This window comes from Candidatus Villigracilis affinis (genome assembly GCF_016705895.1).
Taxonomy (GTDB): domain Bacteria; phylum Chloroflexota; class Anaerolineae; order Anaerolineales; family Villigracilaceae; genus Villigracilis; species Villigracilis affinis.
In genome coordinates this window covers 74077-88698 of record NZ_JADJKT010000037.1, presented here as the reverse complement: position 1 = coordinate 88698, position 14622 = coordinate 74077, and the positions used below count along the sequence as shown (strand labels likewise).

General features: G+C 49.8%; 16 protein-coding genes. 5 read left to right on the top strand and 11 right to left on the bottom strand.

All coding sequences use genetic code 11. The annotated features are described in order from the left end of the window. The first annotated feature begins 25 nt into the window (after positions 1 to 25). Genes IPI86_RS19215 through IPI86_RS19205 form a run of 3 tightly spaced genes read left to right on the top strand, consistent with a single transcriptional unit; the run spans position 26 to position 1950 of the window. The gene (locus tag IPI86_RS19215; RefSeq protein ID WP_345299633.1) at positions 26 to 1435 is read left to right on the top strand and encodes a dienelactone hydrolase family protein; all 1410 of its coding nucleotides are present in this window, start codon (positions 26 to 28) and stop codon (positions 1433 to 1435) included. A gap of 3 nt (positions 1436 to 1438) precedes the next feature. After that, positions 1439 to 1609, top strand: a complete 171-nt coding sequence (locus IPI86_RS19210; protein WP_345299632.1) for a hypothetical protein — start codon at positions 1439 to 1441, stop codon at positions 1607 to 1609. Then, positions 1606 to 1950, top strand: coding sequence for a cupin domain-containing protein (locus IPI86_RS19205; RefSeq protein WP_345299631.1), 345 nt, complete (start codon positions 1606 to 1608; stop codon positions 1948 to 1950). Before IPI86_RS19210 ends, IPI86_RS19205 begins: the two co-directional genes overlap by 4 nt. 23 nt (positions 1951 to 1973) lie before the next feature. On the opposite strand, the gene IPI86_RS19200 is transcribed toward IPI86_RS19205, so the two are convergent. After that, entirely contained in the window at positions 1974 to 2303 is a 330-nt protein-coding gene (locus IPI86_RS19200; protein WP_345299630.1) for a hypothetical protein, read from the bottom strand. Further along, complete coding sequence (locus IPI86_RS19195) at positions 2288 to 2923, bottom strand: hypothetical protein (protein ID WP_345299629.1); 636 nt, start codon at positions 2921 to 2923, stop codon at positions 2288 to 2290. Before IPI86_RS19195 ends, IPI86_RS19200 begins: the two co-directional genes overlap by 16 nt. Before the next feature lie 234 nt (positions 2924 to 3157). Here IPI86_RS19195 and IPI86_RS19190 point away from each other — a divergent pair, with 234 nt between their 5' ends. Then, the gene (locus tag IPI86_RS19190; protein WP_345299628.1) at positions 3158 to 3580 is read left to right on the top strand and encodes a hypothetical protein; all 423 of its coding nucleotides are present in this window, start codon (positions 3158 to 3160) and stop codon (positions 3578 to 3580) included. Between the two features lie 34 nt (positions 3581 to 3614). After that, positions 3615 to 4376 carry a hypothetical protein gene (locus IPI86_RS19185; RefSeq protein ID WP_345299627.1) on the top strand — a complete coding sequence of 254 codons (762 nt, stop codon included), beginning with the start codon at positions 3615 to 3617 and terminating at the stop codon, positions 4374 to 4376. Positions 4377 to 4439: 63 nt separating this feature from the next. Here IPI86_RS19185 and IPI86_RS19180 read toward each other — a convergent pair whose 3' ends face one another. The 9 genes from IPI86_RS19180 to IPI86_RS19140 form a co-directional block, all read right to left on the bottom strand. Next, a complete protein-coding gene (locus tag IPI86_RS19180; protein ID WP_345299626.1) occupies positions 4440 to 5411 on the bottom strand; it encodes a D-alanine--D-alanine ligase in 972 nt (323 codons plus the stop codon). A 104-nt stretch (positions 5412 to 5515) separates the two neighbouring features. After that, entirely contained in the window at positions 5516 to 6553 is a 1038-nt protein-coding gene (locus tag IPI86_RS19175; RefSeq protein WP_345299625.1) for an SIS domain-containing protein, read from the bottom strand. 2 nt (positions 6554 to 6555) lie between these two features. Continuing rightward, on the bottom strand, positions 6556 to 7737 hold the full coding sequence (locus IPI86_RS19170) for a uroporphyrinogen decarboxylase family protein (protein WP_345299624.1): 1182 nt from the start codon (positions 7735 to 7737) through the stop codon (positions 6556 to 6558). Between the two features lie 2 nt (positions 7738 to 7739). Continuing rightward, positions 7740 to 8567: a carbohydrate ABC transporter permease gene (locus IPI86_RS19165; protein ID WP_345299623.1), complete on the bottom strand. Its 828-nt coding sequence runs from the start codon at positions 8565 to 8567 to the stop codon at positions 7740 to 7742. A 16-nt stretch (positions 8568 to 8583) separates the two neighbouring features. Then, the gene (locus tag IPI86_RS19160) at positions 8584 to 9543 is read right to left on the bottom strand and encodes a sugar ABC transporter permease (RefSeq protein WP_345299622.1); all 960 of its coding nucleotides are present in this window, start codon (positions 9541 to 9543) and stop codon (positions 8584 to 8586) included. Positions 9544 to 9615: 72 nt separating this feature from the next. Beyond that, on the bottom strand, positions 9616 to 10992 hold the full coding sequence (locus IPI86_RS19155; protein ID WP_345299621.1) for an extracellular solute-binding protein: 1377 nt from the start codon (positions 10990 to 10992) through the stop codon (positions 9616 to 9618). Between the two features lie 97 nt (positions 10993 to 11089). Beyond that, complete coding sequence (locus tag IPI86_RS19150) at positions 11090 to 11938, bottom strand: PIG-L family deacetylase (RefSeq protein WP_345299620.1); 849 nt, start codon at positions 11936 to 11938, stop codon at positions 11090 to 11092. Between the two features lie 40 nt (positions 11939 to 11978). Beyond that, a complete protein-coding gene (locus tag IPI86_RS19145) occupies positions 11979 to 13361 on the bottom strand; it encodes an ROK family protein (RefSeq protein WP_345299619.1) in 1383 nt (460 codons plus the stop codon). Further along, complete coding sequence (locus tag IPI86_RS19140; protein WP_345299618.1) at positions 13361 to 14509, bottom strand: ROK family transcriptional regulator; 1149 nt, start codon at positions 14507 to 14509, stop codon at positions 13361 to 13363. The genes IPI86_RS19145 and IPI86_RS19140 overlap by 1 nt, the downstream gene beginning before the upstream one ends. Positions 14510 to 14622: the final 113 nt, after the last annotated feature.

Below are 14622 nucleotides of genomic sequence, written 5' to 3'. Positions count from 1 at the left end.
ATAACAACTTCACAAGGAAAGATTCATGCGCCCATTCGAGATCATCATTCCCATTCTGCTTGCTGTTTATTTAATCTGGTCGCACCCGCGTCCGCTTTGGGTGCGATTCGCGCCTGCACTTGCACTTCTCGCCACGCTGCTTCATTTTGTTTTTGAAGGGTACAGGTGGCAGATGATTCCCTTATATGTACTGGCTCCGATTTTTGCGCTCAGCAGCTTGATCAAAATCACAAAAGCAGATTGGCTTTACCCGCCATCGAATCTGACAATGCGACTCGTTCAGGGCGGCGCCTTGGGCCTGCTCGCTGTTTCGACAGCAGTTCCTGTGCTGTTACCGATTCCAAAGATCCCCACCCCAAGCGGACCACTCGCCATCGGAACGGTTCTATATGAATTCACAGACACATCGCGAACCGAGCTGTATTCGGAAAACAAGGAAGAGCCGCGCAAGTTCATGATCCAGGCCTGGTACCCTGCCACCATTCAAGAGTCCAACCAGCGCGCGCCATGGATGACGAATGCTGAAATATTCGCGCCCGCAATCGCCACTTATATCAGCCTGCCTTCCTATTTTCTTGATCACCTGGCTTTGGTCGATATTCCCGCCTTCAAAGAGGCACAGGTTGCACAAACCGATGCAGGCTATCCTGTCATTGTTTTTTCACATGGCTGGAATGGATTCAACGCCCAAAACACAGGTCAGGCGCTTGAGCTGGCAAGTCACGGATACGTGGTCATTGCGGTTCAGCATACCTACGGTGCGGTGGTCACTGTTTTTCCTGATGGGACGATCGCGCCCAACAATCCAAAGGCGCTGCCTGAAGATGCCGATGACCCAAATTACGAGGTCGTAGCGCGCAAACTGGTCGATCAATGGGCTGGGGATATTTCCTTTACGCTGGACCAATTTGACGGTCTAAACAAAGATGCGGAAAGTATTTTCTTCGAAACATTGGATCTGAGTCGTGTCGGCGTTTACGGACATTCCACAGGCGGCGGCGCAGCCATCCAATTCTGCGGGACAGATCCACGCTGTAAAGCGGTCCTCGGCATGGACCCGTTCATGCGCCCCGTTTCAGAGGAAGTGATCAATGCGGGTTTACCACAGCCGTCGTTTTTTATGTTCAGTCAGAGCTGGGCTGACCTTACCGATAGTAAAAACAATCAATTATTCAACCAGTTTCAACCGAATCTGGGCGACAATCAGGGTGTCATCGTCATTTCGGGCACAAAGCACTTTGACTTCAGCGACCTGCCCTTACTATCTCCCATCGCGCCGCAGCTTGGTTTGAAGGGACCGCTCAATGGTCCGCGTGTCATCGAGATCGTGGATTCGTATTTGTTGAACTTTTTTGAGATGACTTTGAAAAAACAACCTTCAGATCTTTTCAGCGGCAACTTTACAGACTTCAAAGAAGTACAGGAGCGAAATTAAAAAATGAACAGACGCAGCCTATCGATGATCTTTCTTGTTTTGGGGCTTGTATTTCTTGCCATCGGCATCAGCATTGATAACACCATCTTTTCCTACGCCGCGATCGCATTTGTTTTGATCTCCCTCATCCTGGGTGGCCGCTGGTTACGGCCGCGAAAGACACGAAAAAAATGAACAAAAGCTCAACTTCCAACGCCGAACATTATAAATGGGGGGAGAATTGCGATGGCTGGCATCTTCTAAAACGGGATGATGTCAGCGTTATTCAGGAGCTTGTACCTCCCGGGCAGGCAGAGGTCAATCATCTCCACAATGTTTCACGCCAGTTCTTCTACATTCTTGCAGGCACAGGCACGATGCGAATTGGAGAGGAGACCATTACATTGAGCTCAGGGGAAGGCCTGGAAATCCCGCCAGGCACAGCGCATCAATTCCGAAACGATTCAGGGGAGGATGTTTCATTTCTTGTTATTTCCACCCCCAAAAGCCACGGTGATCGAATAAATCTCGATTAACAATTCAATATTCTTATCGAGTATTACTTATTCGAGCGCAGCCTGTGACGCAGAATCGCAGAACGAAAAATGCGGTCAAGAAAGCCATCGTGCCCGTCCTTGTCCCAGGAGATGGGCAAGTCTGAGACGCTGCGGTCATCGGGGCCGTAAAATAGAATTCCACAGTTTGGGTTGATCTCCAAAATGACCAGCTCGCCATTGGGCCGCACGCGAATATCAACCCGCGCATATCCCGTCCCACCTATCACTTGATACATTCGCTTGCTGGCTTCCTGCACAAGGGGAATCAAGTCACGGTCTTCCAGAGGGACGATGAAGGTATCCCAATTCAACCATTTCACTTCCACATGCATAAAGTTTCGCCAGTTGGAAACTTCACTTCAATGGGCAGATACGCATACGGATTTGACAAGTCATCAGGATTATCCACCACCAAGCAGGAAACTTCACGCCCGTCGATAAATTCCTCGACACGTGCCGACCCGAATTCATCCGCGTTTCTTTGAAACTGCTCCTGCAACTGCTCGAACGACTCCACCCTCGATTGTGGAGTCAATCCGGTGCTGCCAAAACTGTTCGGATGTTTAACGATCAATGGAAATCGTAAAGCCTTTGCCTGAGCCAGATCATGTATCGACCTGGCATTAAAACCTCGAGCAAAATTCAATCCATGCGCTTCGGCGGCTGACTGCATTTGTTCGCGGGTGGGGTTGTAAAAATTCGAATCCGCTCCAGTGAACGGGATATTGAGCGATTCCAGGAGCTGCACCACGGCAGCCCCAGAGTTCATGTCGTTATCATCCGAGCCTTCGCATAAATTTAGAATGACATCATAGTTTTTTCCCATGACCGCCTGTTTGATGCAATCCTCGACGGGAGGCTCCACGGTTACAAAATTCCAGTCATAAGAATGAAAAAACACAGACGGGTTATAGTCTTCGATGGCTTCGTCGCTTAAAATGCAAACTCTCATAAAATCTCATCCCGAAAAATTTTTTCAAAAGTCGATGGGGCAATTATATACGCTCGTCCATAATCGCGGCTGCGTAAAATCTCATACTCTGGTAGGTTGCGGATATTCTACAAAATCCATAAACTCAAACAATCTAAAAATTGCCTGTCTCTAAAACAGAGCTGGAGATTGCTTCACCGTCGTGAACGCGGCTCGCAATGACAGGCAATCACCCAACCAAACTGGAGGAGTGTTATGGAAAACCACGAATTTGATTTCTGGATCGGCACCTGGGACTTGACCTGGGGTGAAGGCGTGCATGGCACCAATCGAATCGAATCCATTCTCGATGGCGCTGTTGTGCAGGAAAATTTCGAAGGGGATGGCCTGATCGGGATGAGCGTATCAGTTTTCAGTAAGGAAGATTCGCGTTGGCATCAGACCTGGGTGGATAACTCGGGCAGTTATCTCGATTTCGTCGGCGAATTCATGAATGGAAAAATGATCCTCAGCCGCAATGGAGTCGCAGAAGGCAAGCCAGTCAAACAACGCATGGTCTGGTATGACATCAAACCGAATCACTTCCAATGGAACTGGGAACGTTCGGACGATGACGGCATCACATGGCGCGTCTTGTGGAATATACAGTACCAACGTAGGGTGGTGACAAATTCCTAGTCCTCTATAATGTGGGAAATTTTGAGGAGAAGAGATGAACAAACGAAACCGCCTTACGATCAGCATTATCGCAGCCATTGTATTACTTGCCTGTGCCTGCCCAGCCACCAGCCTGCCCACCCTTAATGGTCAACCCACTCCCTTTACAATTGATGTTCCCACAACACAGGCTGACATTCCCACCCAGGTCTCTGAAGTGCCCACACTTCCTCCGTTGCCGCCGAGCAATGAATTATTCAGTGATAATTTCGAAGCGCCCAGCAATGAAATGGAAACTTTCTCGGATGAATCTGGCTCTGCCGAGACAAGCGGCGGCGTGTATGTTTTGCGCTCTACAGGAGATGTGTGGAATTGGGGACGCTCCGAATCGGAATTCGCCAATGTCGTGATCGAAGCTGATGTGACCATGACCACCGGCCCAGCAAACAACAATGCGGGCATGGGCGTTATTTGCCGAATGCAGACCCGTGAAGACACGTCCATTGATGGTTATCTGCTCGCCATCAGTGCAGACGGTTATTACTCGATCCGCAGCATTGCTGCCGGTTCGATGAGTCCGTTGGTGGATTGGACCTTCTCGGACGCGATCAATCAGGGCGGCGGGACCAATACCATCCGCGCCACCTGCAACAACAACGATCTGATCCTTGAAGTCAACGGTCAGCAGGTTGCCACAGCCAGTGCCGTGGCTGGCGGCTCCCCCACAGGCTCAATCGCTTTTGCCGCCGTTTCTTTTGAAACCGCCGAACCTGTCGCTGAAATGCACTTTGACAACCTGGTTGTCAGCAATCCGTAAAAAGTTTTTATAAATTGAAAATCGCCCTCGAAGTTTCGAGGGCGATTTTGATTAATACACAGTCTACTTTTTCGCGCGCATTTTCTGCCGTACAAGCGCCGCATGGAAGATACGGTCAAAGAAACCCTTGTACCCATCCTCGTCGTATAGGATCATATAATCGGCGGGACCGTATTGTTCCGGGGTGAACATAATGCCTCCGTTGGGGTTGATCTCAAGGATGAACAACTCGCCCCTGTCATTCATACGAATATCGCAGCGACCATAACCTGAGATGCCCATCGCTAGAAACATCCGCTTTGCAATGTCATGCAACTTCTCAACCAAGTCAGGCTCGGTTACCTGCTTGAAATCGAAGGGAACATCATAATTCCACTTCACATCCACATGCCAGAATTCCTCATTGGGCGGAAACACCAACTCCGCAGGCGGATAGGCAATCGGCTGACTGGGGTCATCCGCATTTTCGACGACCAGCACATTGAATTCCGTACCGACAATGAATTCCTCCATACGTGCCGCACCGAACTCGGAGCAAATCCGATTCACCTGAACCAATACCTGTTCGAGGGTATCGGCACGTGAATCCTTTGTCATACCAGTACTTCCGTAACTCTTGGGATGTTTGACCATCACAGGATAGCGAAGATTTTTCACCAGTTCCCGCGCTTCATCCACACTTTTGACATGATATCCCTTCACAAAACTTATGCCGCTGGCGTCTGCAATTGCCTGCATTTCCTCACGGGTGGGGTCAAAACAATTCGTGTCTGCACCGGTAAACGGGAGCCCAAGTTTTTCCAATGCCTGGACTACTTCTACGGCATGATAGCCCAATTCGTCATCTTCCTCATCTTCAAACTCGTACCCTTCACAGATATTCAAGTAAACATCAAACTCATTTCTCTCAGAAAGCGCGCGCAGCTTTTCCTCTACAGGCGCGGTCAGTGTAACCATCTCCCAATCGTAATCCTTCAAGTAGGGAGTGGGGTCGAAGTCATCGATTTTTTCATCTGAAAGTACACACACTCGCATGAGTTCACCTCTTTATTTTTTTGTCATTATCATATAGAACCATTATTCATACAATGCTTTTTATGTATAAAAGAGGAGCAGTTTGGAAACTGCTCCTCTCAAAGTCATTTTGTCTCGGTCACTTTTCGAATACTACGCGGCTGCTCTGTGTTAAAGCCTTTGGCGATTGTCAGGTGATAGGCAAACAACTGTGCTGGCAGGATGTTCACCAGCGGCGAGAGCCACTCCGGTACATCGGCTGGGATGCTCAGCGGAACCTGCGCAAGTGACAATGCCCTTTTATCATTCGATATGACGATCAACTCTGCGGAAATATCCGAACGCAGACGGGTGAGCATTTCAAGCATGGAATTGAACACCTTCCCCTTCGACACAACTGCAAAGACCGGGTACCCGCTTTCCACCATCGCGATCGGCCCATGCGCAAAATCGGCGGAGGAATAAGGCTCAGCAATGATGTAGGTTAGTTCCTTCAATTTCAGCGCCCACTCGAAGGCAGTGGCATAGTTAAAACCACGGCCAAGAACCACGGTCTGGTCAATATAGCGATACCTTTGCGCAATTTGGGAGATAAAATCATTCTGCTTTAACGATTGTTTCATCCAGCCTGGAACCTTGCTCAATTCAGTCCAAAGCGTTTTGTTTTCACTTAATGCGGCCGACAACATTGCAACAGACATCAATTCCGTGGTGTAGGTCTTTGTTGCCGCCACAGCTTTTTCGACACCCGCCTGAATATCCAAAACAAAATCGGATGCCTGCGCCAACGGAGAATTGGTTTCATTGGTAATGGAAAGGGTCAGGCAGCCTTGCTTCCTGCCTTCTTCAAGCACGCTGACAATATCCGGGGATTTTCCCGATTGTGACACACCGACCACCAATGCATTCTTCAAAGTAGGCGGGCGTTTGTAATACGTAAAAAGCGAGGGGGTAGCCAGCGCAAGCGGCAATCCATTAACCGCACCCAGCAAATAATTTGCATAACGCCCCGCATTATCCGAAGTCCCGCGGGCGGCGAGAAAGACATACTCGATATCACGCTTTTTTATCGCGGCGGCGATCCGCTCCACGTTCTTTCGCTGTGAAGCCAAAAGAGATTTGATTCGTTCAGGTTGCTCTGCGATCTCAGAAAACAATGTCATGATTAATATCTTCCTATTTCTTCCGCAAGCGGAGTGAATAATTCAATCTTCCACGGCTCCACACGCGGCGCAATGGAACATGCCGAGCTGAGAATATATCCACCGCCCGGTTTGCCAATTTGAATCCGTTCAGATGCTTCGGCGATCACTTCTTCCTTGGTTGTGTATTCAAGGATCGAAACCGAATTCATATTCCCCTTCAAAAACAACCTCTGGCCCACACCATTTTTTGCGTCGGCCAATTCCACATTTCCCAGCGGATGCGGATCAAGCGTATCGATCCCCATTGTGCCAGTCGCTTCCATCAACTCAAGCCTGTCACCGATCTTTCCGCAGGTATGGGTATACACGGGAATATCATATTGTTTGATCGCATCTGCAAGGCGGCGTTCGTATGGAACCACATATTCAGTATACATTTTAGGCGAAATGAATCCGCCCCCCGCAAATGCGGATGAAATAAGAACCGCATCGACCCCCGCTTTTGCCTGCGCGACCGCCCAGGCAATGGTTGCATCTGTGAGTCTTTCTAACAACGCCTGGACCTTTTCCTTGTTCTTCACCAACCCAATAATGGCATTTTGATAACCGATCAGTTCAAGGTAATGAGTGAACGGCGAAAACACCTCACCGTGAATTGAAATCTCGCCCTTGGTTTTCGCCCGCACAAGGTCGATGGTATCCAAGAAATAATCCGGGACCTCGCTCATCGGGCCGAAGTCTTTTTTATCTGCGATCCAGGGGATGTGATAGGTATTCCAAACATAACCTGGATACTGGTCGATCATTTCGAGATGGTCTGGGTCAAGTGTCTTCAAGTCTGCGCGTGGCTGCAATTCGGGGCGGGCGGGATACACATATTGAGCATTGTCATCCCACGGAATCAGGGTCACGTGTCCATTCTTCCATGTGACCAACTCGCCTTTTTTGATCTTCTCAACGCTTTTGATCTCACTCAACACATTGCGCGGACGCCCGGGAAGGTTGATCAAAATGCCGTCAAATTGATAGCGTCTCTGCATGGTAACCAAGGCTTCAGCAAACCCCTCGCTTGTAAACCAAATCTCATGCGGCGCAAGACCAGCATTCAGAAAATAGTGACCAAGTGCTAGTTGAGACATGACCGGGACACGGTCCGCCTCTTTATGCCGCATGGCAAGTGCGATCCGCTCTCGTCCGTTCATGGTCATCCTTTCACAGCGCCCGCGGTCAAGCCTTTGATGAATTCACGCGCCAACAAGATGTACAGGATCAACATCGGCACTGCGGCTAGAGAAAGAACTGCGAGTGCGCGAGTCCAATCGGTGCGATATTGACCAAACAAAAGTGAAACGCCCAGTGCAACCGTGCGTGCTTCTTCGGCTCGAATAAAGACCAATGGAAACCAGAAATCATTCCAGATCTTGATCATGTTGAAGATCGCAACCGTAGCCAGTGCAGGGCGCATGAGGGGAAGGACAATACGGCTATACACCTGCCACTCTGAAGCGCCATCCACCTTGGCGGCATCGAACATTTCGTTGGGAAGTTCCTTGATGAAAGCGGTCAACACAAATGTGGCGATTGGCATCCCCATCGCCACATAGACAGGGATGAGACTCCAAATGGTGTCCTGCAAATTCAACGCTTTGATCAAGCGGACCAGGTCGATTGTTCCCAGACGAATGGGGATCATCAGCCCGGCGATGAAAAAGACATACAGAAAATTTGCCGCGGGTGATTTCCACTTTGCAAGGGCGTACGCTGCCATCGAACCGACGAGCAGGATCAAGGTCAAGGAAAGAACCGTGACGATCAACGAGTTGGTGAAATACAAATCGAAGCGGCCTGTTTTCCACGCCGCGATGTAACCATCGAAGGTGAAATTCTTCGGAAAGCCAAACGGGTCTTTGAAAATCTCCTTCTGGGGTTTGAACGAATTGATGAGCAGGGTCCAGATCGGGAAAAGCACGATCACCGACCAGACCGTCAGGAGAATATAGGAAAGCGCCTGATTAATTTTTATTCTACGCATGATGATATCTCCCGACTTATGCTTCTTCTGAATTGCGGCGCGACATATAAAGCCAGAACAATACGCCAGACATTAAGATCAAGAATGTAATGGTGGCAATGGCCGCACCCATACCCATATTCGGGATGCCAACAGGATGCTCGCCCGCGATACCCGTGCGGTAAAACAAAGTTGCCAGCAAATCTGTGGAATAGGAAGGCTCGCCCTTTGCACCCGCCATGGCATAAATGACATCGAAGGCATTGAAGTTATCCACAAAGGTCAAAATGGCAACGATGCCAATGACAGGCTTCAAGAGCGGAAATTTGATCCGCCAAAAAATATCCCACTCTGTCGCGCCATCGATGCGGGCCGCTTCCAGCAGTTCATCTGAAATTCCCGTCAGACCAGCCAGAAACATGACGGTGGGCATTCCCACCCACTGCCAGACCGAAGTCAATGAAATGATCGGCAGGGCCAGGTTTTCTCTTCCAAGCCAGGGGAGCGCCCATTCTCTTAATCCAACAGCGATCAATATCTTATTTACCGCGCCCCAGTTCGGGTTCAAGATCAAAGTCCAAAGAAAACCAGTGACGAGAACGGATAATGTGGCAGGTGTAAAAATGATCGTACGGAAAAAATTCCTGCCCTTAAAGTCGAAAGATAATAAGTTCGCAAAAAGAAGTCCGAGGCTGTTCTGCACGATCATGTGAATCCCAAAAAATATAAAGGTGTGCCGAACTGCGCCAAAAAATTTCTCCCGCCAGAGCGGGTTGGTGAACAGGTCAATGTAATTCTGAAACCCAACGAATTTCGTCGGATTGTATCCTTCCCCCGTGTAAAGACTGAGGCGCAGCGAGTCGAATAGCGGACCCGCCATAAAGGTCAGGTAAATGATCAGGGCGGGGAGAAGAAACAACACCCAGGTTATCTTTCGGCGGTTCTCATTACTTAGCAATCCCCCGTTTCTTTTTGCTGAAGAAATCGTCTGGCTCATTTTCTCTCCTCGTGTAGGTTGGCAGGGATGGGTTTCCCCATCCCTGCCAAAATTTTCAAACGATCGTTCTACTTACGGGGCGCAGCTCGCAGAAGGAGCATACCAGGCCGCAAGGTCTGCATTGAACGCATCAGCAGCTTCCTGCGGGGTCTTCTCACCCTTCAACACTGCGATCACGTTGTTGTTCAGGGATGTGTAGGCGTCCACATTGCCGGAAGGTGCAGCGAGGAGTTTTTCCCAAACGAAGCGGATATCCACGCCAGCGGCGGCATCATTGAAAGCCATGAAATCGGCGGCGATCGGGTCGCTCAGGGTGGGAACACCCTTGGTCAGCGGGAAGAAGCCGGGCAAGTTGTTGCCGAGCAATTCAGCAAAATCGGAGCTCTCGAGCCACTCAAGGAAGACCATCGCGGAATCGAGGTTCGCAGAGGCTGCATTCGCGCCAATGGCGGCATCGATGTGGAAGGTCACATACTGATCCTTGCCTTCGAGCGCGGGCGGATAGAAGACGCCCCATTCAAAGTCGGTGGCGTCTTTTTCAAAAGCGCCAATGCTCCAGGAGCCGTCCATCATCATCGCGGCCTGACCCTGTGCAAATAACTGCTCAGCATCATAGTAGCTGGTGGCTTCAAAGCCTGTCGGCAGGAAGGGCTTCAAATCAGCGATCTGCTGGAAGGAAGCAACCATTTCTTCGCTGTTGAAACAGCGTTCGCCGTTCAGGTAAGCCATACGGCCTTCATAGCCACCGATGTTGCTGGGGATGAACTGCATCATGACGACTTCGTTGATATCCCATGCATCCTTGGTGCCATTGGAGAAGGGAATCACACCAGCGTCCAAAAGGGTCTGCGAAGCGGCCATCAAATCTTCCCAAGTGGTGGGGACTTCGATGCCATTCGCCGCGAAGATATCTTTATTGTAGTAAATACCATGTGAAACTGCAATGATCGGCACAGCATACGGTTCGCCGGAATCAGTCGCCCACGGAGAGCGGGAAGCTTCGGTGAAGCTGTCGGTGATGCCGGGCAGATCCTTCAAGGATGCAATGTAGCCTGCATCGAACAGTTCACGGCCAGTGGCAAATGAACGGACAAAGAACAGATCGGGGCCAGTACCAGTTTCGAGCTGAGTGCGAAGCGTCGCATTGTAGTCGGGCGGGTTGGTCGGGTCAAACTTCACGGTGATGTTCGGGTATGCTTCGTGGAAAGCAGCATTGATCACTTCCCAGGCGGCAACATCGTCCACGCGCCAAGAACCCAGGGTAAGGGTAATTTCTTCAGCAGCAGGAGCTTCGGTAGCAACAGGAGCCTCGGTTGCAGCAGGGGCTTCAGTGGCGGCAGGAGCTTCGGTGGCGACAGCGGGAGCTTCAGTGGCGGGAGCGCCGCAAGCTGAAAGCACGAGGCTGGCCAAAATCAAAACGGACAACATAACGAACAGTTTATTTTTCATCTTTCTTCTCCTTTTAGTTTTGAAAACATTTTGAAGCAAAAAAATCGATGTAAGAACGAATCGGCTTGAGCCACCTCCTTTCGACTGGATGCCTTAACTAGCTCATCCTGCCAATGCGTTCTTTTACATCCTGTGCAAAACGGTGGATGAATTCCTGCGTAAACTCAGCGGGATCTTTCTTCGCGTCATTCATCAGCGGGGTCATATCCATCGCGTAAGACAGCCCGGTTGTTGCATCCACGCCATGCGATTCGAAATACGTGGCATTGGCGCGGCGGCGGCCCATCGAAGCGAGGTCATATCGCTTGCCGCCTACGATCTGCGAATCGAACACCCCCAATAAAGCGGCCTGTAGATTTTCATGATCGGAGACGTTCATCAGCACTTTATCTGGATCGATCATCCAATCCAGCGCGCGCCAGACTTCACACCCAACGACTCTTTCTGGACGTTCGGACGGGTCCAGCATTCGAAGGGCAGTGATCAACCTGAGAGCGACACCCACATGCGTATCATGCTTGTCGGCAAGATTGTGAGTGTAGACATATTTCGGCTTGGTTGCCCGCAAAACCTTGAGAATATCGTCCACAGGCTCATTGCGCGAGACATCCTTGATGATCTTGCTGGGAATATCCAGCATCACCTGCGCCGCAAACTCGCCCACGATCGCAGCCTTGCGCTGCTCCTTGAAGCGGACAAGTCGCATCTCATCATCGGTGTAATTTTCATAAAGGCTGTTGCGCGGAGACCCGCGCCCATCGGTCACAACCACGCCAGTGAACCATTTATCCTTTTGCTGAAAACATTCGATGATTGGCTGGGCAGCCATGATCTCAATATCATCCTGGTGCGCAGCAAAACACAAATGCGTGGTGCGCGAAAGCGCCTTTTCCACAGGCTCGTTATCAGGGACAAATACTTCGGCAGTATCAAGATAAAATTTCATTTTTTCATATCCTTCTATACGTCATTCCGCTCTTTCGAGGCTAGATCGCTGGCAAACTCGCCGCCGCAACAGACTGACCCACGCGGCGTATTTTTTCATCAGGTAAATGCAATTCGATCTTTCCAACCAAGTCAGGGAATTCCGTCTCAAACACTTTCTTCGCGCCTTCAAGCAGCAAGTCACCACCACGGCCAGAAGTACAACGGCCAAGGATCAGAACGTGCTTGATGTCATAAAAATCTGCATAATGGGCAATGCCATAGCCAAGGTAAACGCCCATGCTCTGCCAAATCTTCAACGCGCCTTCGTGACCTGCTTCCAGCCTTTCCTGCACAAACTTCAGCTTCTCTGCATCGGTCACGTCAGCGGGGATTTCAATCCCCGCTTTGGGAGCCAGGCGAAATACACATTGCTGTGAAAAATAAGAAGCGCCGCAGCCTTTATCACCAGACCATTCTTCCACGGGAGCATTCGGGCTGTAATCAATCGGCGCGAACGCCAACTCATTTAGCCAGCCCATGATATGACCTTCCATGTTTACATATCCAGCAGCTTCGCTTGAACCGAGAGCGATTCCCAGGATTCCGTTATCTTCAATTGACATAGAGCCAGCCAGCGCAGTCACATCGCCATCGTTGATAACTTCCAGCGGCACACCCAATTCATCGCGAATGCGCAGGAACATATTTTTGATCTCGCTAAATTTTTCCTGCGAAATTCCACGAAACAGCGAGGCCACCATCGGGCGGTTATCAATGTAGATGCCCGCAGAGCTGCCGCCAATTGCATCCACTCGCGGCATTTTGCTCGCGGCAGTTTTCAACGCGGTCATTACTTCGCGGTAGTGATATTCGGGGTCGGTATTCTTGCGCGGCTCCCAGATCACTTCCTCGCTGTAGATGGGAGTTCCATCCACCACGGCGCTGACTTTGCGATCAGAGGCGCCAAGGTCAAACCCAATGCGATGACCCTGCAAATTGCGGCCGAGCAGTTTCCCCGTCTCGCGCGAAGCGGGCACTTCATCCATACCGCAGGAAATTACAGAAAATTCCTTTTCGTAAACTTGAGTCCCCATAAAATCAAAATCAAATTTCTGTGAACCTTGCCTGCTATAGGCCTTTTTCAAATACTCCGCGATCTTTGGCGAACCGCCCACATGCAAAGTGTGCCCGCCGCGCTGCCAAAGCAAAAACTTAACAATGCGTTCGATGTATTGATAGTTGGATTCAAAATTCGGATGACCCTCGGGATAGACCTTGGTCTCAAAGCGGGATACTTCACCGCCGCTTCTTTCCACGCCGATCACGGTTCGCACACCAACCGACTCAACCTCACGCTGAAAATTTTGATTCGCCAAAATCGCAGGGCGAAAATCTTCATCCAATGGAGGCAACACTTGCGGAGGGATAAGCTTCAAAGACATCAATTTTCCTCGTTGAACAAAAGTGAATAATCATCAAGCAGCAAAAATGCAGAAGCGCCAAGGATGCAGGCGCGATAATCCAATGTGCCAATCTGGAGTTTGGTGCTTTCCGCCAAGCCTGAAAAGGCACCCGTTTGCATGGATTCGCTAACGGCCTTTCTCCAATCATCGCCAAAACGGGTCATGTCGCCTGTAAGCACGATCTTCTGAATATTGAGAGTACCAACCAAATTTGCCAGGGATGTGCCGAGATAACGACCCGCCCTATCCACGACAGATTTTGCTTTCGAATCGCCGTTTTGAAATACTGAAATCACATTGTCCAGCGAATCCATTTTCATCTGCTTAACCACTGCCCGCACACTTGCAACGGTTTCCAGGCAACCACGTTTGCCGCAGCGACAAAGCTCGCCATTCTCCAGAACAACCACATGACCAATTTCGCCCGCGCCACCGCCATCCCCTTGGAACAACTGCCCATTGATCAAGATCCCTGCTCCAATACCATGAATCACATTCACAACAATCAGGTTCTCGTCAGGTAGATGATCACCACCATATACAAATTCGCCGATGGCAGCCGCCTGACTGTCATTTAAAACCAATACAGGTAATTTATATTTCTTTTCAAGTAATTGGCTCAATGGAAGGTTTTGCCATTCCAAATTCACTGCGTTCACCACCACGCCTTCACGTGTGTTGACAAGGCCAGGCGTACCGACACCGATACCTACAATTGGCTTTAATTTTTTTCGAGTAAGCTGGTCGAGAATTTGATACACAAGTTGCAGCGCCTTTTCGCCGTTATCATCATGAACAGGCGCTTCTACAATTTCCTTGATCTCTCCCCGCAAATTGACCACTGCCCCAATGAATTTATCCTGCGCAAGATTCAAACCGATCAAATAGCGTGAATCGGCCACGATGCTCAATAAAATCGGGGTTTTCCCGCCGATAGACTCCCCACGTCCAACCTCTTCCACCAAACCTTCTGTCAGCAAACCATTGACCACATCCGAAACCGTGGTGCGTGTGAGATTGGTTACACGCGCTACTTCAGCACGACTGATTGAGTCGTTGGCGAAGATCGTCCGCAAGACAAGATCACGATTGTGCTGTTTGGTTTGTTGATGAGTTGCTTTTTTCATGGCTAAAGGCAGATTCGAAAAGCTAGGTTTTCAAGCTAACACCTACACGCAAAGATCGAATGAATTTGAATCGAGGTACTTTGTAAATTCACTGGACTAACAAACTCATTTTA